Origin of the sequence: Paraglaciecola sp. 20A4 (assembly GCF_011378905.1) — a bacterium.
GTDB lineage: Bacteria > Pseudomonadota > Gammaproteobacteria > Enterobacterales > Alteromonadaceae > Paraglaciecola.
Genome location: NZ_WTPY01000012.1, coordinates 80,191 through 106,538, shown reverse-complemented (window position 1 = coordinate 106,538; position 26,348 = coordinate 80,191). Strand labels below are relative to the sequence as shown.

Below are 26,348 nucleotides of genomic sequence, written 5' to 3'. Positions count from 1 at the left end.
AGGGAGATGGCAAATCAACTGGATACATTTATTACTGTTATGCATTCTACTTTTCAGTAGTACAAGCAAACCAGTGTCAGCCGCCGTTCCCGCAAAGCCGCGAATCTCGATCATATACGCCTCAGATATGCCCGTTATCGACTTACCAAAAGTAGGCGGCTATCCTGAGCTTGCGAGTGCATTGCACGCTTATCGTAACCGAAACAATGCCAGCACATTTTTCCTGTTTGGTGGAAATAGCCTCGCTCCGAGTCCGCTGTCATCACTTGACCGTGGCACGCATATTATCGATATACTCAACAGCTTAGAACCCGATGCGATGGCCGTAACTAAACGCGAATTTAGTTACTTTGAAGATGAATTATCTCTGCGCTCATATGAAGCCGCTTTTCCCATGGTTGCCAGTAATATCTATGATAAACGCAGTGAAGCTAACGTAGATGGCTTGTTAGATACCGCGATTGTTGAACAACGAGGCGTGAAGATAGGCGTTATCTCAGTTCTCGATAATAGCGTCATCAGTGATTACTTACTCAAGCATGTCATTATTCGCGCCCCCCGGGTCGCAATAGAACAATCTGCAAAACGACTTCGTGAACAGAATGCCGATATAGTGGTTCTGATGTATTCAGCTTATTTTCCCTTCATAGATGAGTTATTAGATAACAAAATAGTCGATATCACGTTAACCACCAGCCCCGAATTGACTAAATTATCAGACGAAATCATGCCTACACACACGCACGCGGTGACACTTGGTACCCTTAACCAATTGGCTGAAGTACACATTGATTTTACTGACGAAACCTCAGCTGAACCGTTGATAACGTGGAGCATTAAAGAACTGTCTAGTTTCCCGACGGATCCTATCGTCGAGGGGCAGGTGAAAGGCTATATTTCGCGTTTAAATCGTTTGTTAAATCGACCTATTGCAATGGTGGCTAACGATTTTCAAACATACAGCAGCAGCGTACGTACACAGGAAAATGCTTTTGCCAATACCTTAGCTGACACAATACGTACATTCGCTAATGCCGATATCGCATTAATAAATGGCGGTAATATTCGTGGCAATCGCGCTTATGTTAAAGGTCAGCAACTTACTCGACGTGATATAGCTGAAGAGTTACCGTTTCGAAGCAAGGTAACAGTATTAAATATTAGCGGTCAGCAACTAAAGCAAGCGCTCGAGAATGGTGTTAGCGCAGTTAAACAAATGAAAGGCCGTTTTCCTCATGTTTCTGGGATGAAAGTGACCTATGACTTAGCAAAAGCAAGCGGCGAACGAGTGATCTCAATTAAAGTAGCAGATAAACCCGTCCAGCTTTCCAATATATATAAGCTTGCTACAACAGATTATTTAGCAGATGGGGGCGATGGTTATACAGTACTAGAGGGATGCCCTAGAATTTCTTTGGGGTATTTAGACCCTCCCATGATTGCGGATATATTCATTGATAGTATTCAACAGCAGAAGACCTTGGGTCCTTCGTTGGACGAACGATTGGTCAATACTTATGAATGAAGATAGCCACTTACCCGTCGCGTCACAAGACAAGGTGATGGCTCGAATTTCACTGAGTACCGTATTTGCAGTCGCCTTTATTAGTATTTTTGTGATCTTTATCAGTGTGACCATCCTAGCGTATTCTCGATTAAGCGATTTTCGCGAAATTCTAGACGGTATAGCCAATGAATCCTTACCTCATGTGGTATTTTCAGAGCAAGTGAATAGCCATATAACGACGCTTACTACGATTAGTGATGGCTTAAGTTTTGCCAATTCAGAACCCGCTTTACGCATTGCAAAAGGAAGCGTAAATAAAAAAATAAGTGATATTCGCTCTCTTGCTCAGCGCCAAGGTAATACTCAGTATTTAGACTTTCATTTAAATGCTATTGAAAGCGAAATATTTGAACTTGAAACTCTCGCCTTGCATCGCATTAAATTAGCCAAGAAACTAGCGGCTCAAGAAAAAGCCTTATATGCATTAAATAATCGTGTGGTGAAAATGACAACGGCCACATCGCTTGCTGAACGAGACATTCAAATACTGCAACGTTGGAGGGCGGCGATTTTTGAAGCAATCGCTTTGGCCAGTAATGCTGCAAATTTATCAAGGCTGCAAGCTATACGCCAATCTTCATTTAAGATAACTGAGATCACCCAAGCATTTTACGAAAAGGCGCCAGAACTTTCCGACAAGCAACGCACTAATATGCTAACCGTAGAGGACGAACTTAATCGAATCGTACTAAGTGAAGAGGGAATTTTTTCATTAAAAATCAGTCTACTGCGTTTATCTGGACGCGTGATTGGTCGAGGAAACTTCATACGCAGTTTGATCAGCGATTACTCACGTTTGCTTAACTTTAAGTCTTATCAGATGAGTGATTCACTTATTACTCAAACCCGTTACACGTCGATGCGGATCAAAGAGCAAATCGAAAACGTTGGTGTATACGTTGTCGGCGCTTTAATACTATTGTTGCTCATCGTATTTTTTATTCAAAACCGCGTAGTACGTCGTCTCGTCAAACTAAATATGGTGGTTCAGGACCGAGCAAACGGTTTCAGTAATTCAACGCGCATTTCTGGCAATGACGAAATATCGGATATTGCCGATACGATCGATTACTTTGCAACAACAATTGAGCAGCAAAAAAAGGCCTTGCAACAATTGTCTCTGCTTGATGGCCTAACAGCGATACCCAATCGTAGAGCCTTAGATGAGCGTCTAGAGCATGAATTGAAGCTAGCCACTCGCGAAAAATGGCCGTTGTCGATGTTGATGGTTGATGTTGATTTCTTCAAACCTTACAACGACAACTATGGTCATATCACGGGTGATGCCGCTTTAATCTCAATAGCAAAAATTTTAGCGCACGTGGCAAATCGTAGCGGAGATTTTGTTGCTCGTTATGGCGGCGAAGAATTTGTATTTATCTTACCCAATACAGACAAGACTGGCGCAATGAAAGTTGCAGATGTACTTTTACATTCCGTTCGTGAGGCACAGCTTGAGCATCGCTATAGCCCTAAAGCAGAATATATTACGGTAAGTATTGGGGTGGCAACCTGTCAAAATAGCAGTGAAAAAGATGCTGATTATATTCAGCGCTTAGCCGATCGTGCGTTATACACCGCCAAAAAAAATGGCCGGGATCAAGCCATCCATTATGCAGATACCATTAACGATTGACCCTGTATTGTTGGTTCTCTAGCGTCCTACACTGTGGCGCTAGTTGCCCAGATTAGTCTTTCGTTGAAGCCAATTTGCTGTCTTCGTTTTCTTGACAAAATTGCTCTTCAAACCACATACGCAACATGTTTTTTTCATAGCGCAAATTTTCTGATGAAAAAAACGGATTATGACGGTCTTGAAATGACATATCTTTTAGGTTTCGCTCACCCTGTTGTAATACTTCACCATTACTGTTGAGCAGCTTATAATTGAACGCAATCCGTGGAATATCGATGCTTTTAATTAAACGAACATCACTTGCGCTTTGCCCTAACCCGACAAAAGACGCAGGCCAAACCTGCCCCGCTAAATCAAGGTTAGTCACAGTAATTTTTAGTGTTTGGCCATCAGGTAATACTTCAGCTAGCTCCACTAAATATTCCTCTAAATGGCTGAATGTTCGCTCTTTAAACCGAGTACGAGATTCGTTTGAGGGGCGAACATCGGTGTATTTATCGGAATTTTGCCAAGTAACATTCACTTTTGCTTGGCTATACACCTGGGTAGACATCATTAACGCGACGCCTGTTAACATAACAACAGCTAATTTTTTCATCTCTGTGTACCTCTAAATATTCGGTAAACGTTTTCGCAGAATAACGATTGACTCATCTTATAGCAAAGCGCTGAATCCTACCTGAATCCAAGTTCAGGTAGGATTCTCATTGTTCCTGTAAAATAGCGGTCTTTTACTAGTATAGGACCGCCGTACTGCAAATTAATTCGCATAGGCATTAATACAAAAGAGATACATTGTAACCACTAGGCGAGGAACGCAACTATTCAACATTGGCACGGTGGCGATTGTTGGGCACAAAACGCTGCTTTGTGCGGCGTAAAATTTGTATTGCGTTATCCCCTTCACACTATTTAATATACCCTACCACGAAATAATCTATTATTAGATACAGCAATACCACAAGACATAACATGCTAAAAGATCAGCTCATGATCTTCATCAATCTTTAATGTGATCAACAGTGTTCGATGACGTATTTACGTTAACAAACTGGTACTATACGCCGCGTTTATATGCCGAAAGTATTTAGGTTTAGTAAAGGAGCAGTAATGAGTGACCGCATTCCCGTAAAAGATATCTCTCCTGTTCAGGTCCATCGTCCTGACAAAAGCAAGCAAAATGACAGCTATACGCCTCGTAATCGAATTTACGTGCGTGCTGTTAAGGGCGTATTAGAGAACTTCAGGCGTTTTTTCGGTTTGGTTTTTCTATCTATATTTGCCGCACTTCCATGGTTAAAATATGAAGGGAGCCAAGCAATTTTATTAGATATTGGCGCCCAACGCTTTCAGATTTTTGGGCTGACTTTATGGCCTCAAGATTTAACCCTTCTAGCCTGGATTTTTATTGTTGCAGCATTCGCGTTGTTCTTTGTGACTACGTTTGCTGGACGTGTTTGGTGCGGGTTTATGTGTCCGCAAACCACATGGACTTTTATCTATATTTGGTTTGAAGAAAAGATAGAAGGCAGTCGCAATAAACGTATCAAGCTTGATGAGCGTAAGATGGACGCTGACAAATTTATCCGTAAAACCTTGAAACATATTGCATGGGTCAGTGTCGCGCTACTTACCTCACTTTCATTTGTAGGTTATTTCACTCCCATCGGTGATCTATTTGTTGATTTTTTTACTTTCTCATCGGGCTTCTGGGCCACCATGTGCGTGCTATTTTTTGCTGTATGTACCTATGGTAATGCCGCATATATGCGTGAAATCATGTGTACCCATATCTGCCCTTATGCACGTTTTCAATCAGCCATGTTCGATAAAGACACCTTTACTGTAGCCTATGATGCAAATCGTGGTGAACAGCGAGGACCTCGTCCACGTAAAAATGATCGTGAACAAAATGCGGCAAAAGGGCTAGGTGATTGTATTGACTGCAACCTTTGCGTACAGGTTTGTCCCACGGGCATAGATATCCGTAACGGTCTGCAATACGAATGCATTAATTGCGGCGCCTGTGTGGATGCATGTAATGGCGTAATGGAAAAAATGAACTATCCCAAAGGTCTTATTAGCTTTACGTCTGAAACTCAGTTAGCAGGCGGAAAAACTAATATAATGCGGCCTAAATTATTGGGTTACGCTGTTGTTCTGGTGTTAATGAGCGCGCTACTTGTATTTGAATTATTAAGTCGGGTACCTCTAGAGGTGGATATTATTCGCGATCGAAATGCTTTATATCGCGAAACTAATGACGGCTTAATCGAAAATGTTTACACCCTGAAAATTTTAAATAAGTCACAGCACACGCAACATTTTGATATCTCTGTTAATGGCTTAGAAGGCTATAAATATATCGGCGATAAAAGCGTGACGGTAATGGGCGGTGAAGTGTATAACTTGCCTATTAGTATCGCTATAGACCCTTATAAATTAGAAAAACCAGTGACCGCATTTACCTTTACGATACAGTCACAAGAAGACAAGGAAGCGGTTATTGAGCAAACCTCTAAGTTCTTGTATCGCTAGTGAGCACTTTTAACTTTAGCGAACTTACGCCCGACCTGATTCTAGATGCTATCGAATCGGTCGGTGTAATGGTTGAGTCAGGCTTGCTTGCGTTAAATAGCTATGAAAATCGCGTTTACCAGTTTATTGGTCAAGATAATAAACGCTATGTAGCTAAATTTTATCGCCCGCAACGTTGGAGCGAAGACCAGCTAAATGAAGAGCATAGTTTTTCGCTGGAATTAGCGGAACACGAAGTCCCTGTTGTCGCCCCTATGGTAATTAACGGTGAAAGTTTACATTTATACAAAGGCTATCATTTTGCGATTTTCCCATCTGTGGGTGGTCGACAATTTGAAGTAGATAATTTGGAGCAGCTAGAATGGATGGGCCGTTTTATTGGGCGTATTCATCAAGTGGCGAAGACGCGTTTATTTATCCATAGACCGACCATTAGCACCCAAGATTATTTGGAGAAGTCGGTAGCGGAGCTCCAGGGCAGTCGATTGATTCCATCGGGTCTGCATGAGCCATTCTTTACAATATTAGAGCAAGTTGTAGCGCTGACGACTAAACGCTACCACACTAACGACATCATGCGTTTACATGGCGACTGCCACCCTGGGAATATCCTTTGGCGTGATGGGCCTACGTTTGTGGATTTAGATGATTGTCGTAATGGCCCAGCAATCCAAGATTTGTGGATGATGTTATCGGGCGATCACCAATCGCAGTCATTGCAAATGAGCACGATAGTAGAAGCCTACGAAGAATTTTGCGATTTTAATCCATCACAGTTGAGCCTGATAGAACCCTTAAGAGCAATGCGCATGGTGCATTACATGGCATGGCTCAGTCGGCGTTGGCAAGATCCGGCTTTTCCACAGGCTTTTGCATGGTTCGCTGAGCCAAGATACTGGGAGCAGCAAATATTGGCCCTTAAAGAACAATTTGCTGCATTACAAGAAGCTGAACTGCGTATTTAACGCCAATTTAATGAATCAACGTTGTTCATAATCGGTTAATGAGAAGCGGCGTATGCTACTTTTTCTTATAACTGGTTACAAAGTGCGGTCGGCATTTTATTTTAGCTATGCTAATCTGCCGCGAGATATTTTACTAAAGAGATGAATTACCTATGAAAAAAATCATACTTGCTTTGTTTATTGCGGTTTTAGTTCCGCTTCAAGCCTGTGCCCAAGAACAATGGAAAGAAGGTGAGCATTACACCATTATCAATGATACCGCCACGGATAAACCCGTTATCAATGAGTTCTTTTCTTACTGGTGCCCTCATTGTTTTCAATTTGAACCCATTGTAAAAGACATTAAAAGCAAAATTTCTGATGATGTTAAGTTTGAAAAAGTACACGTTAACTTCATGGGCTTCACCAGCACTGAAACTCAGGATGATGCTAGCCGTGCCCTAATGGTTGCGCGCGCATTGAAAAAAGAAGATGCGTTAAGCACTGCAATATTCCGCTACATTCACGTGCAAAAGTCATCGGTTACCAGTATCAAAGATCTTAAAAATATCTTTATGGTAAATGGGGTTGATGAAGCGGATTTCGATAAGCTAGTTGGCAGCTTTGGCGTTAATAGCATGCTTAAAAAGAATAATAAAATGGTAGAAAAATATCGTCAATATTTACGTGGAGTGCCTAATTTTATCGTTAATGGTAAATTCCAAGCTACATTTACCCGCGACATGAACACTAAAGATATGGTCGATCTTATCGTTTGGTTATCAAAACAAAAATAACCTAACCCTTAGTCGCCAAAATAAGCCCTGCATGTTTTGCCTCATGTAGGGCTTTTTTTTGTCCATAAATAGACCAACCCAATTAAGATTAACAGGTAAATAAACCTCTCGAGTCCTTATATCACATAGCTTTCTTGGAATTATTAATTTACTGTTAAGCCGTGACAAGCGGAACCTTTGTGCCAATATATTACTACTGATAAGCGTCTTCCACGTTAACGACTACAGCGGAACATTTTAATAGGCAACAGACCTTAACCACAAACAGCGCCCATCCCATAGCTTTGGTAGTGTTTTTATTTTTTAACCTTGGAGTAAGGAAATTTTGCCAGAAGAGTGGGCACCACAAACTCTGCCTCAGCGGTTTTCGCAAGCCATTGTATTTATGCTCCTTTGGCTAGGCGTTTGGGCCAGTGCCCAATTACTGGAATATACCGCTCACGCCAGTGTATGGTTTCCTGCATCAGGATTGACATACGCCGCTTTGCTCGTTATCGGTTCATCCGCGGTTTTACCATTGCTTTTAAGTGCGATCATTGTCACCATTATCACTTGTTTTCAATACAACCTTACACTGGATTTATCGCAGATGATTCAGGCCGGCCTGCTGTTTGGCTGCGCGCATATTATTCCGTATTGGCTAAGTGCCCAACTATTTATATGGATAGTCCGATTAGATCGATTAAGCACACCAGGTTTAATCATTGTGTATATTATTAATACGGGTATAGCTGCACTGGCTACGACTTCTTTGGTCATATATAGCTTAATTATTAGCAATATGATGCAGCCAGATGAGTTCCGTCAAACGTGGTTAGCTTTTTGGATAGGCGACTATGCAGGCGTATTAATATTATCTCCTTTATTTGCTGCACTTATCGCACGAAAGTCTGCTTACAATCGATTTGATTTGACCAAATATCTTAGCCCCAATCAAACCCATTCTAGTGAGCTTTATCCCACTAAGCTCATGCTTGTTACGTTATTAGTTGTCTTTACGATGGTGTTGAACAAATACACCGAGCAACAAGAAAGCGCCTTTGTTATTTTTCTACTGGTACTGCCTCATATGTGGATCGCCTGCACTGAGAGTGCCCTATTCAATATGCTAAGCCTCACCTATAGTTGTCTGCTAATTGCGCTATTTAGCAACATCTTGGCGCTCAACGAATTTGTACTAATCTATCAATTCGCGATTATTATAGTCACAGCGAATGCCTTATTTGGGATAGCCGTCCCAGCATTAATGGCAGATAACGCAAAACTGCAGGAAATTATTACCATAGACGCACTAACTCAGGCTGCATCCCGTCAACACTTTATGCAGCAGGCCGAACGCGCTGTTAACCGCAGTCTACGTGACCGTAACCCTCTCGCGCTAATTATGTTCGACATGGATAACTTTAAGAAAATCAACGATACTTATGGTCACAGTGCAGGTGATAAAGCGCTGCAAAATGTATGTCGCTTGGCTAATCTGTCTTTACGACCAACAGATTTATTAGGGCGCTTCGGAGGGGACGAATTTGTCGCATTGCTGCCTGAGTCAACGATAGATGATGCCCACCGTATCGCTAAACGAATATTGTCCAACGTCAACCTAGCTGAAGTCGCGCCAGGTCAGTCCATTCAATGTAGTTTTGGTATCGCCGAGCTTACATCTGGACAGAACTTTACCGAATTGTTTAATTTAGCAGATACCGCACTCTATAGAGCTAAGCAGCAAGGTCGCAATACAATTGCATGCGCAGAGCAATAAAGTTTGGCTTAAACTTGCCAATTAATCGGCGTACGCCCGCTTTTTAGCAAAATTGTATTCGTTTTTTCAAAATGCGCGCATTCAAAAAAACCACGATAAGCAGATAGTGGTGACGGATGTACGGCATTAAGAACATAATGCTTTTTTTGATCAATTAAGGCTGATTTTCGTTGAGCATGACTGCCCCATAATAAAAATATCACACCATCGCTATATTCATTGATGGATCCTATGACCTTATCAGTGAACGTTTCCCACCCAATTTTAGCATGAGAATGGGCTTTGCCCTGTTCTACCGTTAGTACCGTATTTAGTAAAAATACCCCTTGGTCTGCCCACCCTTGTAAGCAACCGTGCTGAGGTATCACAAAATCCGTAAAGTCGTGAGCTAAAGCCTTATAGATATTCCGCAATGACGGAGGAATTTTTACTCCTATAGGCACTGAAAAACTTAGGCCGTGAGACTGATGAGGTCCGTGGTAGGGATCTTGACCTAGAATAACCACCTTTACTTGATCAAACTCAGTACAAGTGAAGGCGTTGAATACCTGACTCTCAGGCGGATAAATAATTTTAGCTTGTGAGCGCTGCTCTTTGATAAACGCCATCATCTCGGTGAAGTATGGCTTTCGCTTTTCTTCACCAAGCAAAGCATGCCAAGTAAGTTTAGTATCCATTTAGCGAAGACCTTTTTTGATTATCGCACCAACACTCACAAACCAATTTGTATTAGCCTAAAAGACTAAATAAGTGTTTTTTAAGTGTCTCGTAGTCACTAGGTAAATCAACCGCAAAACTCTCTTTGGTAGAACAATCGACAAGCGGTTGAGGCAAGCTAATGGGTTGCCCCAAAACGTTCTCTACAGTTTCACGGAATTTAGCAGGATGGGCAGTGCCTAAGAAAATACCTGTTTGGCCTTCTTCCATGTAACGCGCTAACGCTTTATATGCAATCGCTGCATGAGGCTCACTAATATAACCTAAATGAGCTAAATGACGCATTGCTACTTGGGTGTAGTCTTCATCAACCATATCACCAGATAACACGTCAGACGGTAAATAACCTAACTCAATAATCGCTTCAATACGTGGCCAGTTATTCGGTTGACTAACGTCCATGGCATTTGAAATAGTGGCCACTGTCGCTTTGGGATCCCACTCACCCGTTTTCAAATAGCGCGGGACGGTATCATTTAGATTAGTTGCTGCAACAAAGTGTTTAACAGGCAAGCCCATGGTTTTAGCAATCATACCTGCGGTTAAATTACCGAAGTTGCCACTCGGTACAGAGATAACTAAGTCTTCGCGTTGCGCTTTGCTTAGCTGAGATACCGCTTCAAAATAATAACAAACCTGTGCAACCAAACGGCTAATATTAATCGAGTTGGCTGAGTTTAGATGCAAACCTTCTCGTACATCTACATCATCAAAGGCGCTCTTAACCATCTGCTGACACGCATCAAAGTCGTCATCAATAGACACGGTATGAATATTGTCACCCAACGTCGTAAAGAGCTTTTCTTGCAGCGGGCTAATTTTACCTTTAGGAAACAAGATAACCACGTCAATATTAGGTAGCCCGTGGAATGCATGGGCAACAGCTGCGCCTGTATCACCAGAAGTGGCCGTTAAAATGGTGATTTTTTCACCTGCCGCCAACTCCGTTAAACACTGTGCCATAAAGCGGCCACCGAAATCTTTAAACGCTAACGTAGGTCCGTGAAATAACTCTAAGCAGTAAACATTATCAGTCACTTTTACAAGCGGTGCTTCAAATGCAAATGCACGCTCAACAATACCTTGTAACCGGTCGCGAGGAATTTCATCGCCTATTAGTTGACTGAGTATTTCAACTGAACGTTCAACGAATGGCATATCGAGAATAGCGTCGATGTCATCAAATGTTGGCAAAGTTGTAGGGAAATACAATCCTTGGTTTTTACCTAGGCCTTTTTTTACCGCTTCAGCAAAACTAACTTTGTCAGAGGGGTCTTTTAAATTAACAAGTTCCACGTTTCTTACCTTATGTGCTTATTCAACTAAGCGTAATTTAATATTATGCTAAGCGTTGGCGTTTGTAACCACCGCTCCTTGTTCGTCCAGCTGACACACGTGGCTAAAGCCGGTGTCATTTTGAATGTAATTTTCTGTTAACCAGGTACTGATCGTTTGTGCTTGCGTTAGGTCGTCGCATACGGCGAAAACCGTTGGGCCGGAGCCAGAAATACCAAAGGCCAGTGCACCATTTTGCATAGCAAATTGACGAGACTCATCAAAATATGGCAATAGTGATTTACGGTAAGGTTCAGCGATAACATCGGTCATCATGCTCACCGCTAGTTTTTCATCTTGGCGATATAGCGCATCAACAAATACCGCTAACTGACGACCAAACTTTAAGGTATTAGCCATTGGTACTTGTTTCGGCAATATATCCCGCGCAGCAGCAGTCGATACGCTGATACCTGAATAACAGGCAACCCAATACCAATGTTTGAATGTTGGTAATTGCAGCGCTAACGTATCGCCTTGCTCAGCCATTAACGTCAAACCGCCTAAGTAACAAGGGGCTACATTATCATAATGTACGCTGCCGCTGATCTGACCTTCTAACTCGCCCATAATCAATAGTAACTGATGTTGATTAAAAGGTACTTCGCCCAATACCCGGCCATAAAACTCATTTAAGCCATGTAGCGCTGCTACAACAGATGCGGCACTTGACCCTAAACCGCTGCCGATAGGCAAATGCTTATGTAAGGTCATTTTTACCGCAGGCAGATTTACGCCTTTGTCACTTAACACGCTCACGAAGTGTCGATAACAGCAAGTGACGATATTAGTATCGTGATCTGCGGGCAGTTTATGCGCAAATGCGCCTTTGACTTCAAGGCTAAATTCGCTGGCTAATTCAAGATCAACTTCATCGCCTAACACTGTGCCGTCAATCGGTTTTAAAGCGGCGCCGAGTATGTCGAAACCTAAGCTAACGTTGCCTGTTGATGCAGGAGCAAAAGCACGCAAGACTTTGCCTTTCATGTCGTCTAAATCACTCATCACACGTCTTGCTTCCATGGCATTGTTCGTAATACATCGGCAAACACACCGGCAGCGGTAACTGCCGCGCCAGCACCATAGCCACGTATTACATATGGAATTGGCTGATAATAGTTACTGTGAATTGCTAAAGCGTTTTCACCTTCTTTAATTACATATAACGGATGATCTGCCCCAACAGCCTGAATAGACACCACGCACTTACCTTTGCTAATAGAGCCTACATAACGCAGAACTTTACCCTCTTCTTTAGCCGCATTGACCTTATCGGCGTACAACGCATCAAGTTCAGGTAGTCGATTCATAAACTCGTCTACGCTGCCGCTAGAATCAAAATGTGGCGGTAACACAGGCTCAATCTGTATATCGTCTAACTCAAGCTTTAAATCCGCTTCACGCGCCATAATTAATAATTTGCGAGCGACATCGGTTCCGCTTAAATCATCTCTAGGGTCTGGTTCAGTGAATCCGTTCTTTTTAGCAATCTCAGTGGCTTGAGATAAGGTTAACCCTTCGTCCAACTTACCGAATACAAACGATAATGATCCAGACAAAATTCCTTCGAAACGCTGGAGTTCATCGCCTGCATAAATGAGCTTTTGTAAATTATCGATAACGGGCAGACCAGCACCAACGGTCGTTTCATACAAGAATTGGCGATTCGTTGATTGGGCGGTTTCGCGTAACTGCTGGTAATAAGCGTAAGAAGCCGTATTGGCCTTTTTGTTTGGTGTAACCACATGGAAACCACCATTCATAAGCTCGACATACAACTTAGCGATAACTGAACTGCTAGTACAATCAATCACAACAGGATTAACCAAGCTATTACGCATGACAAAATCTTGTAACTTATCAACCGACAACGACGATTCACTCGCGTTAAGCTGTGCTGACCAATCGCCGTCTAAATCAATACCACCAGCGTTTAACAATAATTTTCGGCTATTGGCGATACCGTAAATTTTTAAGCTAATACCACGTTCAAGTAATACCGCTTGTTGACGTGATATTTGACCAAGCAATTCTTTGCCTACTGTGCCACAACCCACCAAAAAAACATCAATAGCATGCAAGTTTGAAAAGAAATTCTGATGAACGACTTTGACTGCTTTTTTCGCTTTGCTACTTTCGATCACGGTTGAAATGGAACGCTCTGATGACCCCTGGGCAATCGCAACGTTATTAACACGCGCTTGTGCTAGCGAACTAAAAAACTTAGCGGCTAATCCCTGTGAATGACGCATACCATCGCCTACTAAGGTAACTATAGCTAGATCATGACGCACTTCAATTGGGTCAAGTAAGTTGTTGGCTAACTCAAGCGTAAAGGAGTCTTCCAACAAATCTTGAGCTCGAGTCGCATCTTTACTGTGAATACAAAAGCTAATGCTGTACTCAGAAGACGACTGCGTGATTAAGCTAATTGAGATATTGGCGTTAGACATCACCTCAAAGATACGACTGGCCATGCCGACCATGCCCTTCATACCTGGACCGGCCACATTAAACATGGTCATATCATCCAAATGCGAAATGCCTTTTACAGATGTCCACTTGGTGCTCGCTTCATTACTGATAAGCGTACCCGGTGCAGCCGGATTAAGGGTATTACGAATAAGACAAGGAATATGATGTTGAGCAATCGGGCCAATCGTTTTCGGATGCAATACTTTCGCGCCGAAGTAAGATAACTCCATGGCTTCTTGATATGTCAGCTTGTCGAGCAGAACCGCACCATCGACTTGGTTTGGATCCGCGTTATAAACGCCGTCAACATCGGTCCAAATTTCACAACACTCTGCATCAATACAAGCTGCTAAGATGGCAGCTGAATAATCAGAGCCGTTACGACCTAAGGTGACTTTTTCCCCGTCAGCATTTACCGCCACAAAACCGGGCATAATCAATACTACGTCGCCAGAATTGTCTACTTCACTAAAGCGCGCTTTGCTAACCGCCACATCGGCGATACTGTCAAGATAATCCCCTTCAGCTAAAATTAATTCAGCAGGATCAATAATTTGATTTTTTGTACCAAGAGTCGTCAAAATTTGACTGAAGATGTTAACGCTTAGGTATTCCCCAATGCTTAAGATCCTAGCGACCACTGAATCTGGTGCACAACGTAACAAGGCGAAACCTTCGAGGTGTTGATTCAATTCATTCAATACACTTTGAATATATTTTGCGAGACCAGCATCTTCGAAATCAGGCAAGGTAGTTTTTAAATCATCTAAAATACCGAAGAGCACCATGTTCAGTTTTGCGAATAACTCGCCGTAATCCTTACCGCTGCTTGCTTCTTCGCATAACAAAGATAATGCATTGGTTACACCTTTAGGGGCTGATAACACAACAGCTGCACCGCTGGTTGCATGGGTATCTAAACAAATGTCTTTAACCCGTAAGTAACGCTCTGCATCTGCTAATGACGAACCGCCAAACTTCAACACCTTCATGTATTTTGCTCCTAGTGTGGTTATTCACACTCCGTTTTTATGCGACGGAATAACCAGTAATTAACTTTGTTGCTGCGCTAATAACAAAAAAGCCCGCTTTAATTTGCGGGCTTTATGTCTGTTCGATATGCACAAGCCAGCGATCACCTCAAAGAGGTGATAATCATAATCATGCCGGTGGTGCTTGTTATTATATTTGAATCTACGTTCATGGGCTCAATTTGCCGTATAGACGTCTATATGTCAACCATCTAGACGTCTTGTTGTGAGATTTATTATGCATTTCCATTCTACTTGGAAATTATTTTACCGTTAACGGCCTTAGCAACGCCCACCCGTGTCGTCCAAATAGGCTGTTTTCACCATATCACTAACGTATGCACAATATAAAAAGGCCGAGCTGTAAGAATAAAATAACGTTAATCAGCTGCTAAAACATTATGCTAGTCAATATACGTTCGTGCCAATTATTAAAGATAAATTGAATCTGTTACCTACTGGAATAAAGGCTACTACCTGCTTTAAAATTGCTTCAAAACACTTTCGTGGTAGTCATTAGGGTCTAAGGTTAAATTATATTTTGCAGCAAGCACGTCAAGCTTGGCTTGTTCAATTGCCAAATCATCCATAATGATAGTGTTGTCGTCCAACTGCCATAATAAACGTGAGCCAGCATAACTGTACTGCAGAGCAATTAACGCATTAGCGTTACCTTGTTCAGCGGCGGCTTTAAGTTTACGCATTTTGCGGTTTATTTTATTAAGTGCTTGCTTCAGATCCCAAACGTAGACGACTTCGCTCATAAAATCGTGAGTTCGATATTTATGGAGTAACCAGCCAATCGTTAGACTTGTGACTACCACGCCGAGCAAATTCCAATGAAAATGGCTACCACTGTCATCGGGAAATAATGCAATCAATCCTTGTGAAATCCCTAAACTCCCGACTGCTAAGCCTACTATACAGCCTACTATTACAAAGTTTAGGTGGCGTCTATAACGGGTTTTATTAATTTCAATAAGCTGCATAATAACCAAAAGTAAATTTACGAATTTCCGTACCCGAAGTGCAACGACACTGAGCATATATCAGTAATATAATGCTCAATCGCTTGAATCACTTCCCCTTAAAATAGCTAACTATTTTATTTGCTAGCAGCTTCAGCAACGCGCTGGGCTAACAACGATGCTTGAATACCCAAGCCCTCGCAGACAGAATTAAACGCATCGCCCTGCATCACTGGTAAGTGAGGTAACATAACGTCTTCTAGTTCTTTTTTAACAATTGGCGACAAACTCATACCGCCTGTAATAAATAACATTTCAGGTGGTTCAATACTGTTGCGTAAGCATTCGGTCACCAACGCTTTTACTTTTTTCATCCACGATTGCATCGAGCTACTAAGCTCTTCAATGGTGATATCTACATCGTAATCCGGCTCTATATAATGCAAAGGCAAGGTGATGGTATCTTTCGAGGAAAGCATTTCTTTTGCCAGACGCGCCGAGTTAACTAATCTGGCAGATAATTTCTCTTCTTGAACGGTTAACAATCGCGCCAGTAACTTAGGCTCTTTTACATCAGACTTGGTTTGAACAATATCTAACCAGTACTCTTCTGAGAAAAATTGATTGAGTTTTGGTATATCATCAACCGCACACATGTCAGAAAAAAATGTTGGCGGTACCGGCAACCCGTTACGCATTAACATACCGCGTCCCATAGTGGGTGCGATGCTTTTAATAATAAGGTTCTTATCACATTCCATACCGCCTAGACGGGCACCCGTCACCGACAGTACATCTTGCTGACGATTATGGTTGGCTTGCTTTTCTGGCGATAGTTTAATACAACAAATATCTGTGGTGCCACCACCAATATCGGCGACTAAAACATTGGTATGTTGATCAAGGGTACGTTCAATTTTGTAAGCCGCAGCTATTGGCTCTTCTAGAAACTCAACATGGGTAAACCCGGCTAGCTTCGCCGCTTGGGTCATAATATCAATCGCTTGATTATTACCTTCTTGCCCTCTTGTACCATGAAATTTTACTGGGCGGCCAATCACAGCGGTATCGACCGGCTTGTTGAGTTGTTGTTCGGCGCTTAAACGAAAGAATTCCAATTGCTTGGCTATTAGCCCCACAAATGCTTGTTGCTGACCCGCTACTAAACTGGCTCCTAAAAAGTTCTTTGGCGAATAAATAAGCCGACCTTTATCAGGGGTAGTTAAATATCGTTTAAAACCCTCTTCACCAAACGCGAATTGCCCTGTTTCCACCAACTGCTTTAACGGCAAATCTTGTACGGTCATGTCTTTTAACAAAAGCTCAATCGCACGACGTTGTAAATCAGGAAGGTTATGAAATTCCGCACGTAAATCGTCAATTTGATTACTGTAACGTTGCTGTTCTCTAGCATCTTGAGCTTCATAATAGCCTTCTTTGGCTTTATCTATCTGCTCTGAAATTGCACGTTTTATTTGCGCAACTTTCGCTTCAATCATCGAGACAGGAGGCGTAGGCAACTCATGTTCATAATAAATAAAAACGGATGAGCGGATCTTATTCGCCCCGTCAACATTAGGATCGAGTTTGATAAAGTGGTGCTGCTGACCATCAAAGTAGGAAACCTCCGAGTTTGACGTCCCGTAATCTATACCTATTGCTGCCATATACGCCGTTCATTAAGCAAAAATAAAGCCGCGAAGTGTAATGTAAAAATATGCTCACTTCATTAATTGTTTTGCCAAGCGTACATTATTCCAATTTCGGTTAAGCGCAGGAGCCACCCTTTTCATCGGTATTGAAGATGTAATCGATATTCTGTTATGCCTAAACGTTAGCAATATCGCGCTCTCTTCGCCAAGTGTTAAACAAGAGCGGGTATTAATTAACGGGAATAAACTTCGCCTTAGTAGGTAGCTTATAAACACCTAATACATCTGGTGATGGCAACTTATAAAATTTTTTGTTATTGGTAGTCAATTGATGGTTAGCGCATAAGTGAGTTTTAAGTGAACAACACACACGCTTCGGTGTTGAATAAGGTGGCATATTTGATTCTGCATGGGTTTGACAAAAGCTATCGATGGCATTCGCGTATTACTCGTGATGCACAACGACGCTTCGAGCAAGCCCAGTGGCAAGAGACACAAAAGGCGGTGAAAGAGCGTATCGCCGTTTACGAGCGCACCTTGTCGGATGCTGTAGGGGAAATTTATCAACAAGTTTTTCCTCATCAAGAAAACAACCAATTTTGGCTAACATTGAAAAGTCGTTTTCAAAAACTGCTGAGCGATCATCCACAATACGAGTTGGCTGAAACCTTTTATAACTCAGTTATTGGGCGTATTTTCAAGCATCAGAAAATTAACGATAGCATCATGTTTATTCTGCCCACTCGCTGCTATTTGGCGGGGCTGCAGCGCCATTTGGTGGTACATAGCTTTGATACATCTGGCACTGTGGGTCAGATGCTAATCGATATTTTTTCACAATATAAATTTGAGATTAATTTTCAGGATATGCAACGAGATCTCGATCATTTAGAGGACGCCTTGCGTAGCCGTTTAAATACCGACCAGTTAGCAAGCGTACACACAGTGGAGATGCTTAAATCAGTATTTTATCGCAGTAAATCCGCATATTTAATTGGTCGCATCTGTATGCCAGATGAAACGCTGCCTTTTGTTATCCCTCTGTCTAATGATGAATCTGCTGACAGCCAGGACTCCCACAAAATAGTGGTTGAGGCTTTATTAACAGACCGCCAAGACTTAAGTGTTATCTTCAGCTTTGCTCGCTCATATTTTATGGCTGATACTCAGCATCCAGCGGAGGTAGTGGCTTTTTTACACGAACTATTACCCCATAAGAAAAAATTCGAGTTATACATAGCATTAGGACTCTACAAGCACGGAAAAACTGTATTTTATCGTAATTTTTTACAACATTTAGATGATTCAGAAGATCAATTTACTATTGCGCCAGGTATACGCGGGCTCGTTATGGCTGTGTTCCATTTGCCCTCTTACGGCGTGGTATTTAAAATTATTAAAGATGAGTTTCCTGAAAGTAAAAAAATCACTCGTCAACATGTAAAAGACTGTTATCGGATGGTTAAAATGACCGACCGCGTGGGACGTATGGCCGACACCCATGAATACGTTAGTTTTCGACTGCCGCGACACCGAGTAGAACAAGCGCTTGTTGATGAATTGCTCGAAACATGCGCTAGTAGTATCGAGTTAACTGAAAATGAAGTAATCATTAAGCACTTATATATTGAGCGTAAAATGACACCGCTGAATATCTACCTAGAACAGCAAACCGACCCTAAACTTATTACCAATGCGCTCAATGACTTAGGCTTGTGCATTAAGCAAATCGCCGCCGCGCATATCTTTGCTGGCGACATGCTGCACAAAAACTTCGGGATTACCCGAGGTGGGCGAGTGATATTTTATGATTACGATGAAATCTGTTATTTAAAGGATCGGGAGTTTAGACGTTTACCCAAATCTGATGACCCTTACGCAATCGATACATTATCGGTTGGACCAACTGACGTATTTCCAGAGCAATTTGAGCATTTCATCGTTGGCAAGAAGCGCTTAAAACAAGAACTCAAAGCCCTGCATGGAGAAATAATGACCGCCGAATTTTGGAAGGATATGCAGGCACAATCCCTAAAAGGCGATGTACCTGAATTTATCCCTTACGATCAAAGCAAACGTTTTGTGAATTAACTAGCGCTGTTTTGCTGCCTCATCGACAACATGGGTAGCATTGCCGTCAGTTGTCTTTGCCACTGTGTACTGCTCGGCGTTAAGCACTCTGACTTCACGCTGAGGGAATGGAATCGAAATATTATGTTCTCGTAAGGTTTCGAATATCATCAGCATTAAGTCACCACCTACGCGGTTTTTACCATCGTCGATACCTTCCATCCAGAATTCTACGAACACATTGACCCCTGAATCCCCAAAGCTATCAATTTCACAATCTGGACGCTCCTCAATGGGATAGTCTTCACCACTGAGTATTTGTGGATGGGTGCCAACGACCTCTTTAATGATCTCAACCATAGCGCGAATATCCGTTTGATAAGCGACTGAAAAATCGACTCGATAACGCTGTTTTGTGTTTTTATGAGACCAATTAACAAAGGTGCTTGAAATGAATTTTTCATTGGGCACCATAATGTCTTTACCATCGTAGGTTTCAAGAGTGGTGTAGCGCATTTTAAAATGCCGCACGAAGCCCTTTTGACCTTCTTCCATCTCGATGTAATCGCCTATCGTAACCGAGCGATCGAGTAAGATAATAATCCCTGATATAAAGTTCGATGCTATCGACTGTAAGCCAAAACCTAAGCCAACTCCCACAGCTCCACCAAATACCGCTAGCGCGGTTAGGTTTATGCCCATTACATTTAGTAATAACAGCGCAATAACACAGACTAAGGCCACTTCAAAAAGCTTAGCAAATACTTCTCGCGTGCGGATGTCTAAGGATTCTTGTTTACGAATAATATCTTGGCCTACCGTATTCGAAGCTCGACCGATCCAAAAGAGTAACGTACCAAAAATCAATACTCGCGCCAGCCCGTAAGCAGAGATTTCAATATTCCCCAGACTCACACTCACACCTTGCAAAACTTCAATAATCCCGCGCAACCAACCCACCATATGAAGAAACAACAGTGGCAACATCATCCATTTCAACAAGCCAGCAAGTATGGGGTGCGAAACACAAGCGTTAATCACAGAATTTACAAACAGCAGTACCGCAATTGTCAGGGCTAAATCTAAGATCCAATTAGCCCCAATCACACTCAAACTAAATTCAGTGACAATTTTAAGCAAAACAATAGCAATTAACGGAAATATCATCTTATCAATGCGGTAGGTAATTCGCCGTATGGGGTGATCTTTTATGTTCGGTTGGTTATCAACCAGTTTGGATGCCCGTCGTAACTTCGTGCCTAACCAAAACGCCAATAAATATATACACCCTATTAAGCCAAGCTGTATGTACGTGTCGGTCATAAAGATATGTTGCTGCGCCACATCAGCATAATGCTGTAGTGTTTGCATCAGGGTTTGACTGGTATTTTCTAACACGACTTTGTTGCTTTTAAGCACAGTATCAGCTGTTTCTATAATGGTGCTACTGGCCGAGTCTGTCAGATCACTGTTGTTTGTTGTATCCACGTTTATTCTCTAAGCGGTTAAGGTATGGCTAACCAAATAAGGGTCAATGAGGCAATATAGCCAATTGCCCATAAAATGCTACGCACCAGGTGCACATTTAACCAGTACGCAAATAAATAGCCAATTCGCGCGGCAATAAACACGATTGCGCTATATTCGGCTAGATGCCCAACAGATTGCATAGCGATTACCGCCAACGCACCCGGCACAAATAGAATCAGAGCCTCAAAACAGTTAGCGTGGGCCGCAGCTGCTCTTGCTCCAAATCCGGTTAAGTTTTTTTGCTGCTCTCTAGGGTGGCGATTGTTGTAGCCGCCTTGCTCTTTATTCATGGTAATGCTAAGCGGTACTTTTGCCAAAATGGGCATCAGGGTTGCAATCAGTAAACACACTAATATTGTCGTCATTATATTATTGCCGCAAATACACTATCGATATGCCGACTTTAGCACGACTTTTAAACTATTCCCTAAACCTTGCTGCTAGTGCTAATTCATTTGGAACACCAGCAAATGAACCTGAGTTGTTAATACACTGTCCCGCCAATTAGCATCATAAAAGTAATTTAATACATTGATTTTTATAGAATAACACTTAACCTAAACGAGCATGTTAATGTCTCTAAATGCTTCACGGGAATTTATGGATAACGTATGGTTAGTGATCATTTTTGCCCTGCTCGCTGGTTTGGCGATGCCAATGGGGGCGTTTATTGCCCGTATTGAACATTTTCAGTCGGATTGGTTCGAAGCCGAATTCCGTCATCTTGTTATCGCTTTTGGCGGCGGTGCTTTATTATCTGCAGTCGCGCTGGTATTAGTACCCGAGGGAATGGCTAACCTATCTCTTACGGCAGGTCTTCTCTTTTTTATTGGCGGTAGCCTTAGTTTTATGGCTATTGATATTTTACTGGTTAAAATTAATACACCTGCAAGCCAGTTAGCCGCCATGCTAGCGGACTTTATTCCTGAATCGGTGGCACTGGGAGCGGCATTTGCCACTGGTAAAAGTAATGCTTATTTTCTCGCAATCTTAATCGCGCTGCAGAATTTCCCGGAAGGATTTAATGCATATCGTGAAATGCGTTCAGGAAAAAAATTTAGCGCTAATCGTCTGCTTACCATTTTTTGCTTATTATCACTGTTTGGCCCGGCTGCGGGGTTAAGTGGCTATTTTTGGTTAGCCGAGTCGCCTGATTATGTATCTGCAATTATGCTGTTTGCCTCAGGGGGAATTTTATATTCTATTTTTCAAGACATCGCTCCACAAGCGAAACTAGATAAACATTGGTTTCCACCCATGGGTGGTGTTTTTGGCTTTGCTCTGGGTTTAATTGGTTTTATGTTGACCAAACATTAGTCGCGCAGAATTACCGAAAAGGAGTAGAAAATCATTCAAGCTTCAAGTATAGAAAAACGTATCGATATGGATTTACTCCGTCGCTCACTGGCGGGGATAGCTGTTTATAGCTTCGTTTTACCGGTAATTTTTTGGCCGCTACATTTCCATACCATGCAGCCTGAACTAGCCTACTTTCTTGCCGGTAGCATGTTTCTTATCAGTTTGCTGCGGGTTGTTCATTACCTTTACTCACCCACTATTTATGCGTACTCCAGCCGATTATGGTTTGCAATATTTTCGACTCTTTCCCTCACTCAAGCAGCCATCTTAGGTTCCGTGTTTATGTTGGCGATATTTGATGCACGCTTCCAGCCCCTGATACATGTCTCAATGCTTGCCCTTGCAGGAATAGCCAGTAGTGCACTGTTCGCTTTGAGTCCCAGAATAAAACTAGGTCTTATCAACTTAGCAATACTTATGCTGCCGGCGATGGTGACAGGTTTTTTCACCGACGGTTATATACCGTTTGCAACCATGATGCTGGTATTTACCTTGTATATTTCAGGCATGGGTATACGAGCAAACAGAGAGTATATGCGTGCTTTTCAAATTGAAATAGAGTTAGAAGCACAACGAAGAACGCTCGAAACGCTGAGCCAGACGGACGCCTTAACCGGTATATATAATCGAGGCTATTTCAATCAATACTTTGAAAATCAATGGCAGTATGCGATACGTCACAAAGTCGAAGTAGCACTGCTGCTTATCGATGTAGATCACTTTAAAGCAGTAAATGATACATACGGTCACTTAGCGGGGGATGCTTGCTTGGTTAATCTCGCCCATGCCATAAGTACTTCAGTTAATCGTGCAACAGATATTACGGCGCGATACGGTGGCGAAGAGTTCGCGGTGCTTATTTCTGGTTGCAGCGCAGCCCAAAGCCAACTTATGGCTAGCCATATTATGCACTCAGTAGATCAGCATAAGTTCGTTCACAACAACGTTGAAATACCGGTAACTGTTAGCATTGGTATTTCAACAGTCGTACCTGAGCCGAAGCAAAAATCCAATGATTTAATTGAACAAGCCGACAAAGCCTTATATCAAGCTAAAGCGCAGGGACGAAACCGAGCTATTCTATTCAGTCCAAAGCAATAAGGTTACACTGCTATTTTTGCATGGGCATTTCTACCACGTGACAGACGATCCCCGAGTACAGTCTATTTCGCAAAATTTTACTCTTCCTTCCCCCGAACAGCAGATAGCGCCTGCATGGCTGAATGCCGAGCAATACCAGATATGGGTTAAACGAGACGATCTGATCCACCCGATTGTTTCAGGTAACAAGTTGCGCAAACTACGCTACTCAATTAAACATATGTTAGATAATAATATTCGACACGTTGTAAGCTTCGGTGGTGGTTACTCTAATCACCTTCACGCCCTAGCTTACATCTGTAAGCATTTAAATATAATACTTACCACGATAGTACGTGGTCACTATCAGTTAAACCCAACACCGATGCTACAAGATTTAGCAAACTGGCAAGTGAATATCGAATATGTCGATCGTAAAATATACCAGCAACGGGACCAAGCTGATTATTTAGCATCCTTATTACGCCGCTTTCCTAAGGCATTGGTTGTTCCGGAGGGAGGGTCGTCACAGTTTGCGTTAGAGGGCGTAGCGGACATTATTAATGAACTGACGCAAAACTATGATTATATTCTGGCTCCAGTAGGCAGTGGCGGGACCTTGGCAGGTTTGGTACATGGTACCTTTATGCAACCAACCGCTAAGCAAGCCAATATTATCGGAATAGGCGTCTTGAAAGGTCAAGGCTACTTAGAAGAACTCGTCAATAATTTACTCCAAACTCACCACCATTCAGTAAAATTACTGCCAACGTGGGATATAGATCATCGATTTCATTTTAATGGTTACGCTAAATCTACTCCAGAGCTTAAGGCTTTTTGTCATAGCGTTAATCGAGAGTTATCAATTCCTATAGAACCTGTTTATAGCGGCAAGCTATTCTGGGCTGCAAAAGAGTTAATCGCTCAAGGTACATTGCCAAAAGGCAGCAAAATTTTGCTGCTACATACAGGAGGATTGCAAGGCGCTCGCCAATAAATATGCGGGCATATGTAACAAAATCTACTTTATTGCTGCGCGATTTTGCGTGACAAGTAGAGATTACATTTCCCAATGGTGATGGTATATTCCCGCCCCTTACCATTCACTCATCCCAATTGGCTAATATGTTGTTTAACACTCGATATGCGTTGTTATTAAGTTTGGCTATTATTTTAGGTGGTTGTGCATCAGCTTTACCCGCCACTTCATCTGCAAGTGATGCGATTAAATACACACCTGAAACGACGTCTAATACATCGCCAGATGATGCTAATGACTCTTATCAAGTCAGTGCCGTTGATGACGCTGCGCTAGAAAATATTAATACTCAAGTAGAGAACCAGATAATTCAGCCAGCACTTAGTTTGAGAACAGCGCGTTTTGCCCACTCATCTGCCACCGATAATAAGTTACTTTATGTATTTTCTGGGTACGGTAAACAAGGTTACCTCACTGACGTAGAGATTATCGATCCGTTAACAGCTCAAGTTACCGTTTTAGCCAATAAAGTATTACCCAGAGGCTACTTTTCAGCCGTATTTGACCAACAGCATTCTATTTACCTTATTGGCGGTATTGGCCATGAAACTGACGACGTGCGAGTCGAGCCACGCATTGAGGTGTTTAATACATTAACTCACGAAGTCACTATTTTAGGTGATATACCTGAACCGTTGAGAAACAACAAAGCGGTATACATTAATGGTTATATTTATCTAGTTGGCGGTGCATCTTATGAAGCCAGCAATGGCTATAAGTTCATACCCAGTGCATCCCTGTGGCGTTATGATATAACACGCCATATTTGGCAAAAACTAGCCAATATGCCCAGCGCAAAATCTACCGTTGTCGTAGCAACTGACCAAGTCATTTATGCTATTGGTGGTGAACGAAATCTAAATGATTTGGCGAGTGTCGAACGCTATGACATTGCCACTAATCAATGGCACAGCATGCCTAATTTGCCCCATCCCATTAGCGCCCACAGCGCTGTTATTACCAATAATAACGTATGGCTATTCGCCAATGAAGACCAGTTACAACGTGCATACACGCTAACATTACCATCAGATACATGGCATGGGGCTGATATTGATTATCAGCCTGCGCTCTATACTAGTGCCAATGCAATAGGCAAGACCTTGTTCGTAATCGGTGGAAACGGTGGTAAAGGCAATTCATTTATGAATCAAATACAGGTACTTCACCCATGAACTGGATAGAATGGCTAGCAGGCTTCGCCGGTGCATCAGCTGTAGAATGGGTGGCCACTACTGCAGGTTTTCTATGTGTATTTTTGTTAATTAGACGCAGCCGTTGGAGCTTCTTCTTTGGGCTGATCCAAGTCAGTATTTACAGTTGGATTTTCTTCGATGTAAAACTTTATTCCGATATGGGTTTGCATATCGTGTATATCGGTTTTCAAATTTATGGCTGGTATATGTGGAGCAAAAGTCAGAACCAGCAAGGTCGCATATCTCCCGTATCAGGCAGTGCATTTGAGTATGCAGGCTACGGTGTACTCATTATTGTCAGTGCGAGCGTATTAGGTAATCTGATGTCAAGTCAAACTGATGCCAGTTTCCCCTATGCAGATGCCTTTACCACATGCGCTAGTCTGGTTGCTCAGTGGTTACTTACCCACCGCAAACTCTATAATTGGAGTCTGTGGATTATCGTCGATGTGGTCGCCATTGGTATTTACTGGCAAAAAGGGCTGTATCCCACATCGGCCTTATACTTCAGCTTTTTGATTATGGCACTAGTTGGGCAGTACACTTGGATTAAAGAATTTCGCCGCAATAATAATACCCATGCATTATCACATTCAGATAATGCAGTCAGTTAACACGTACCGTAACCCCACGCCATGACTCGAAATAACGAGCA

The 26,348-nt window shown here is 42.3% G+C and carries 21 protein-coding genes; 12 read left to right on the top strand and 9 right to left on the bottom strand.

Annotated elements, in window-relative coordinates; all coding sequences use genetic code 11:
- Positions 1–73: 73 nt before the first annotated feature.
- Positions 74–1,525, top strand: coding sequence for a 5'-nucleotidase C-terminal domain-containing protein (locus GQS54_RS12990; protein ID WP_346766576.1), 1,452 nt, complete (start codon positions 74–76; stop codon positions 1,523–1,525).
- Positions 1,518–3,203, top strand: a complete 1,686-nt coding sequence (locus tag GQS54_RS12985; RefSeq protein WP_166424406.1) for a GGDEF domain-containing protein — start codon at positions 1,518–1,520, stop codon at positions 3,201–3,203. Before GQS54_RS12990 ends, GQS54_RS12985 begins: the two co-directional genes overlap by 8 nt.
- Before the next feature lie 52 nt (positions 3,204–3,255).
- On the opposite strand, the gene GQS54_RS12980 is transcribed toward GQS54_RS12985, so the two are convergent.
- Complete coding sequence (locus GQS54_RS12980) at positions 3,256–3,801, bottom strand: DUF3016 domain-containing protein (RefSeq protein WP_166424405.1); 546 nt, start codon at positions 3,799–3,801, stop codon at positions 3,256–3,258.
- Positions 3,802–4,313: 512 nt separating this feature from the next.
- Here GQS54_RS12980 and ccoG point away from each other — a divergent pair.
- From ccoG to GQS54_RS12960, 4 genes are all read left to right on the top strand, one after another.
- The gene (gene ccoG / locus GQS54_RS12975; RefSeq protein ID WP_166424404.1) at positions 4,314–5,741 is read left to right on the top strand and encodes a cytochrome c oxidase accessory protein CcoG; all 1,428 of its coding nucleotides are present in this window, start codon (positions 4,314–4,316) and stop codon (positions 5,739–5,741) included.
- A complete protein-coding gene (locus tag GQS54_RS12970) occupies positions 5,741–6,706 on the top strand; it encodes a serine/threonine protein kinase (protein ID WP_166424403.1) in 966 nt (321 codons plus the stop codon). Before ccoG ends, GQS54_RS12970 begins: the two co-directional genes overlap by 1 nt.
- A gap of 152 nt (positions 6,707–6,858) precedes the next feature.
- Positions 6,859–7,482, top strand: coding sequence for a thiol:disulfide interchange protein DsbA/DsbL (locus GQS54_RS12965; RefSeq protein ID WP_166424402.1), 624 nt, complete (start codon positions 6,859–6,861; stop codon positions 7,480–7,482).
- 325 nt (positions 7,483–7,807) lie between these two features.
- Positions 7,808–9,241: a diguanylate cyclase gene (locus GQS54_RS12960; protein ID WP_240919933.1), complete on the top strand. Its 1,434-nt coding sequence runs from the start codon at positions 7,808–7,810 to the stop codon at positions 9,239–9,241.
- 8 nt (positions 9,242–9,249) lie between these two features.
- Here the strand turns inward: GQS54_RS12960 and ung are convergent, their stop codons facing one another.
- The 6 genes from ung to GQS54_RS12930 all read right to left on the bottom strand — a co-directional run bounded on the left by ung (position 9,250) and on the right by GQS54_RS12930 (position 17,434).
- Positions 9,250–9,918, bottom strand: a complete 669-nt coding sequence (ung, locus tag GQS54_RS12955; protein ID WP_166424401.1) for a uracil-DNA glycosylase — start codon at positions 9,916–9,918, stop codon at positions 9,250–9,252.
- 52 nt (positions 9,919–9,970) lie between these two features.
- A complete protein-coding gene (thrC, locus tag GQS54_RS12950; RefSeq protein WP_166424400.1) occupies positions 9,971–11,254 on the bottom strand; it encodes a threonine synthase in 1,284 nt (427 codons plus the stop codon).
- A 48-nt stretch (positions 11,255–11,302) separates the two neighbouring features.
- Positions 11,303–12,298 (bottom strand): homoserine kinase, encoded by a 996-nt coding sequence (thrB, locus tag GQS54_RS12945; protein WP_166424426.1) that lies wholly within the window; start codon positions 12,296–12,298, stop codon positions 11,303–11,305.
- A complete protein-coding gene (thrA, locus tag GQS54_RS12940) occupies positions 12,298–14,760 on the bottom strand; it encodes a bifunctional aspartate kinase/homoserine dehydrogenase I (protein ID WP_166424399.1) in 2,463 nt (820 codons plus the stop codon). The genes thrB and thrA overlap by 1 nt, the downstream gene beginning before the upstream one ends.
- A 521-nt stretch (positions 14,761–15,281) precedes the next feature.
- Positions 15,282–15,788 carry a DUF3087 domain-containing protein gene (locus tag GQS54_RS12935; protein ID WP_166424398.1) on the bottom strand — a complete coding sequence of 169 codons (507 nt, stop codon included), beginning with the start codon at positions 15,786–15,788 and terminating at the stop codon, positions 15,282–15,284.
- A 116-nt stretch (positions 15,789–15,904) separates the two neighbouring features.
- Positions 15,905–17,434, bottom strand: coding sequence for an Hsp70 family protein (locus GQS54_RS12930; RefSeq protein ID WP_166424397.1), 1,530 nt, complete (start codon positions 17,432–17,434; stop codon positions 15,905–15,907).
- 342 nt (positions 17,435–17,776) lie between these two features.
- On the opposite strand from GQS54_RS12930, the gene aceK reads away from it, so the two are divergent.
- Positions 17,777–19,510: a bifunctional isocitrate dehydrogenase kinase/phosphatase gene (gene aceK / locus GQS54_RS12925; RefSeq protein ID WP_166424396.1), complete on the top strand. Its 1,734-nt coding sequence runs from the start codon at positions 17,777–17,779 to the stop codon at positions 19,508–19,510.
- Here the strand turns inward: aceK and GQS54_RS12920 are convergent, their stop codons facing one another.
- Both GQS54_RS12920 and GQS54_RS12915 read right to left on the bottom strand, forming a co-directional pair.
- Complete coding sequence (locus tag GQS54_RS12920) at positions 19,511–20,977, bottom strand: mechanosensitive ion channel domain-containing protein (protein ID WP_166424395.1); 1,467 nt, start codon at positions 20,975–20,977, stop codon at positions 19,511–19,513.
- A gap of 17 nt (positions 20,978–20,994) precedes the next feature.
- A complete protein-coding gene (locus tag GQS54_RS12915) occupies positions 20,995–21,384 on the bottom strand; it encodes an MAPEG family protein (protein WP_166424394.1) in 390 nt (129 codons plus the stop codon).
- 235 nt (positions 21,385–21,619) lie between these two features.
- On the opposite strand from GQS54_RS12915, the gene GQS54_RS12910 reads away from it, so the two are divergent.
- From GQS54_RS12910 to pnuC, 5 genes are all read left to right on the top strand, one after another.
- Complete coding sequence (locus tag GQS54_RS12910) at positions 21,620–22,336, top strand: divalent cation transporter (RefSeq protein ID WP_166424425.1); 717 nt, start codon at positions 21,620–21,622, stop codon at positions 22,334–22,336.
- A 66-nt stretch (positions 22,337–22,402) separates the two neighbouring features.
- Positions 22,403–23,479: a GGDEF domain-containing protein gene (locus GQS54_RS12905; RefSeq protein WP_166424393.1), complete on the top strand. Its 1,077-nt coding sequence runs from the start codon at positions 22,403–22,405 to the stop codon at positions 23,477–23,479.
- 37 nt (positions 23,480–23,516) lie between these two features.
- Positions 23,517–24,455, top strand: coding sequence for a pyridoxal-phosphate dependent enzyme (locus tag GQS54_RS12900; protein WP_346766575.1), 939 nt, complete (start codon positions 23,517–23,519; stop codon positions 24,453–24,455).
- Positions 24,456–24,583: 128 nt separating this feature from the next.
- Positions 24,584–25,672, top strand: coding sequence for a kelch repeat-containing protein (locus GQS54_RS12895; RefSeq protein WP_166424392.1), 1,089 nt, complete (start codon positions 24,584–24,586; stop codon positions 25,670–25,672).
- Positions 25,669–26,307 (top strand): nicotinamide riboside transporter PnuC, encoded by a 639-nt coding sequence (gene pnuC / locus GQS54_RS12890; protein WP_166424391.1) that lies wholly within the window; start codon positions 25,669–25,671, stop codon positions 26,305–26,307. The genes GQS54_RS12895 and pnuC overlap by 4 nt, the downstream gene beginning before the upstream one ends.
- Positions 26,308–26,348 lie beyond the last annotated feature (41 nt).

Coding starts and splice junctions, on each gene's coding strand:
- GQS54_RS12985 (WP_166424406.1), top strand. CDS start 1,518: ATGAATGAAGATAGCCACTTACCCGTCGCGTCACAAGACAAGGTGATG.
- GQS54_RS12980 (WP_166424405.1), bottom strand. CDS start 3,801: ATGAAAAAATTAGCTGTTGTTATGTTAACAGGCGTCGCGTTAATGATG.
- ccoG (WP_166424404.1), top strand. CDS start 4,314: ATGAGTGACCGCATTCCCGTAAAAGATATCTCTCCTGTTCAGGTCCAT.
- GQS54_RS12965 (WP_166424402.1), top strand. CDS start 6,859: ATGAAAAAAATCATACTTGCTTTGTTTATTGCGGTTTTAGTTCCGCTT.
- ung (WP_166424401.1), bottom strand. CDS start 9,918: ATGGATACTAAACTTACTTGGCATGCTTTGCTTGGTGAAGAAAAGCGA.
- thrB (WP_166424426.1), bottom strand. CDS start 12,298: ATGAGTGATTTAGACGACATGAAAGGCAAAGTCTTGCGTGCTTTTGCT.
- thrA (WP_166424399.1), bottom strand. CDS start 14,760: ATGAAGGTGTTGAAGTTTGGCGGTTCGTCATTAGCAGATGCAGAGCGT.
- GQS54_RS12935 (WP_166424398.1), bottom strand. CDS start 15,788: ATGCAGCTTATTGAAATTAATAAAACCCGTTATAGACGCCACCTAAAC.
- GQS54_RS12930 (WP_166424397.1), bottom strand. CDS start 17,434: ATGGCAGCAATAGGTATAGATTACGGGACGTCAAACTCGGAGGTTTCC.
- GQS54_RS12915 (WP_166424394.1), bottom strand. CDS start 21,384: ATGACGACAATATTAGTGTGTTTACTGATTGCAACCCTGATGCCCATT.
- GQS54_RS12910 (WP_166424425.1), top strand. CDS start 21,620: ATGGATAACGTATGGTTAGTGATCATTTTTGCCCTGCTCGCTGGTTTG.
- GQS54_RS12905 (WP_166424393.1), top strand. CDS start 22,403: ATGGATTTACTCCGTCGCTCACTGGCGGGGATAGCTGTTTATAGCTTC.
- GQS54_RS12895 (WP_166424392.1), top strand. CDS start 24,584: ATGTTGTTTAACACTCGATATGCGTTGTTATTAAGTTTGGCTATTATT.
- pnuC (WP_166424391.1), top strand. CDS start 25,669: ATGAACTGGATAGAATGGCTAGCAGGCTTCGCCGGTGCATCAGCTGTA.